Here is a 2334-nt window from a genome sequence, read left to right as displayed (position 1 = left end):
GGAATCATAGACGTTCATCTGGCAGCCGTAAGACTTGATATGGAGCTTGCGCGGCGGCGGCTTCATGGACCCTGAATGGCAGGTTGAGACGGGCCTCAGATACAGGCTGAGCGGCCGAAAATCCAGTTATGTCGGCCGCTTTCCGGGCGATCAGCCCGGTAATGGGCCCTCAAATCGCGAAATTTGGGGCCCGATGCCCGCGCACCTTCTGCGAAAACGACGACATTCAGCCCGCCGTGACGGCGTCGCCGATCCGTTCGATCAGGTCAGGCAATTGCCGCATGTCGGCGAAGGTGGCGGCGGCGCCGGCGGCCGACAGGGTGGCGGCATGGCCCGGGCGGCAATGGCTGCCGCCGTGGAAGCCGAGCACGGTCATACCGGCTGCGCGTGCGCCGGTGATGCCGGGGACGCTGTCCTCGACGACGATGCATCGTTCGACCGACATCTTCATCTGTTCGGCGGCAAACAGAAACAGATCCGGCGCGGGCTTGCCGTTGCCGACCTGCGCGGCGGAGAAAATATTCGGCGCAAATCTGTCGTACAAGCCGGTGCCGCCCAGGCTGACCCGCATCCGCTGCTGCGAGCCGCTCGATGCGACACAGATCGCGGCGCTGATTCGGTCGAGCGCGTCGCCAATATGCGGCACCGCTTCCAGATCGGCGGTGAAGGCGCGGAACAGCTCGTCCTGCAATTCGCCGTGGTAGGCGTCGGGCAGGCTGCGCCCGAGTTCGGCTTCGATTTCCAGATTGGCCTGGCGCGTCGAGCGACCGAGGAAGCGCTGGAAGACGTCGTCGGCCGTGATCGGATAGCCGTGGCGGCTCAGCACGTCGGCATGCGCCCGACAGGAGATCTTCTCGCTGTCGACCAGCACGCCGTCGCAATCGAAAATCACGAGATCAAACGTCATCACGCTTGGCTCGTCGTTCGGATTTTGCGATCGGTCTTTGGCGGAGCGGGCAGCGGCACTAGCCGTTGTCGTCATCCAGCGGGACGCAATAGAGCTCCAGCCGGTGGTCGACCAGCTTGTAGCCGAGCTTGCGGGCGATCTCGGCCTGCAGCTTCTCGATCTCCTCGTTCGAGAATTCGATCACCTTGCCATCACGCAGATTGATCAGATGGTCATGGTGGGTCTCGCGCATCTGTTCATAGCGGGCGCGGCCCTCGCGAAAATCATGCCGTTCGATGATGCCGGCATCCTCGAACAGCTTGACGGTGCGGTAGACCGTCGAGATCGAAATCTTGTCGTCGACCGCGACGCAGCGCCGATACAATTCCTCCACGTCCGGGTGATCGGCGGCTTCCGCCAGCACGCGCGCGATGACGCGGCGCTGCTCGGTCATGCGCATGCCGGTGGCGGCGCAGCGCGCCTCGATTCCCGAGGCAGGCTTGGACGGGGATGAAGGTTTCAGTGCGGTCATGGGTGTTTTCGCCTTCGGCTGCGGTCAGCCACCACGGGGCATCCTACGACAAGTCGCGGCGCATCAGAAGTGCATTCAACTGTTCCCCGCCGGGCTGTTGGTAATAGCGTTCGCGGCGTCCCACAACCCTGAATCCGGCCCGGTCATAGAGTCGCCGGGCCGGCTGGTTATTTTCCTCGACTTCGAGAAATATAGTGCGCACCCCCCGGCCGGCGAGATGGCCGAGATGGGTCAGCAGCAGCTCGCGCGACAGGCCGCGGCCGCGATAAGTGGGATCAACGGCGATCGAGAGGATTTCGGCCTCGTCGGCCGCGAATCGCGAGACCGCAAAGCCGATGATGTTGCCTCCCAGTCTGAGGCGATGCACCAGCGTGTTGCGCTCGGCCAGCATGCTCTCGAATTCGCTTTCGCCCCAGCCGCGATGAAACGACTTGCCATGCAACTGGGCGAGGCGCGTCGCGTCGCGCGGACTTGCGGGCTCGATCAAGGCTTTGCCGCCGCGCCAGAAACCGGCGAACCATCGCATCATGGGATCATCACGGCGCGGCCGGTTCGGACGAACGTCGTGATGGCAACGGGGCCGGCTTGGCATCGGGCGCGCGCAGGTAGAATGGCCGGGCCGGCGCTGTGTCCGGGCTGACCGCCGCGCCCAGCCAGGCCACCCAGGCGATATCGGGCGCGGCGTGTGGATCGACATCGATGGGCGGCGGCGTCTCCGTCCGCCAGCGGTCGGCGAGAATCCGGGCGGCGTTGCCGACCAGATGCGGCGCGCCGAACCGCGAGGCCGCGAGCGCTTCATCAATCGAGCCGACCCGCGGCGGCACCAGCGGGCTGCCGTCGCCGCTGACGACCTGGAAATAGACCTGGTCGTGCCGCGCGTCGATCGCCGAGATCACGGGGCGCGCGCCGCCTTCGC

Annotated in this window: 4 protein-coding genes; all 4 read right to left on the bottom strand. The window is 65.4% G+C overall.

Features of this window, described 5'->3' with window-relative positions:
• Positions 1 to 226: 226 nt before the first annotated feature.
• Entirely contained in the window at positions 227 to 907 is a 681-nt protein-coding gene (locus WCB02_RS42385) for an HAD family hydrolase (protein ID WP_423969097.1), read from the bottom strand.
• Positions 908 to 965: 58 nt separating this feature from the next.
• Entirely contained in the window at positions 966 to 1418 is a 453-nt protein-coding gene (locus WCB02_RS42380) for a Fur family transcriptional regulator (protein WP_423969094.1), read from the bottom strand.
• Between the two features lie 43 nt (positions 1419 to 1461).
• Positions 1462 to 1947, bottom strand: coding sequence for a ribosomal protein S18-alanine N-acetyltransferase (gene rimI, locus WCB02_RS42375; RefSeq protein WP_423969092.1), 486 nt, complete (start codon positions 1945 to 1947; stop codon positions 1462 to 1464).
• 7 nt (positions 1948 to 1954) lie between these two features.
• The coding region (locus WCB02_RS42370) for a tRNA threonylcarbamoyladenosine biosynthesis protein TsaB (RefSeq protein ID WP_423969090.1) at positions 1955 to 2334 on the bottom strand (380 nt) is incomplete at its 5' end.

This window comes from Bradyrhizobium sp., assembly GCF_049581145.1.
GTDB lineage: Bacteria > Pseudomonadota > Alphaproteobacteria > Rhizobiales > Xanthobacteraceae > Bradyrhizobium.
The sequence above is the reverse complement of the archived record's forward strand: the minus strand, read 5'-3'. Positions and strand labels throughout refer to the sequence as shown.

Excerpts from the sequence above, each read along its gene's own strand:
- WCB02_RS42380 (WP_423969094.1), bottom strand. The coding sequence starts at position 1,418 with ATGACCGCACTGAAACCTTCATCCCCGTCCAAGCCTGCCTCGGGAATC.
- WCB02_RS42385 (WP_423969097.1), bottom strand. The coding sequence starts at position 907 with ATGACGTTTGATCTCGTGATTTTCGATTGCGACGGCGTGCTGGTCGAC.
- rimI (WP_423969092.1), bottom strand. The coding sequence starts at position 1,947 with ATGATGCGATGGTTCGCCGGTTTCTGGCGCGGCGGCAAAGCCTTGATC.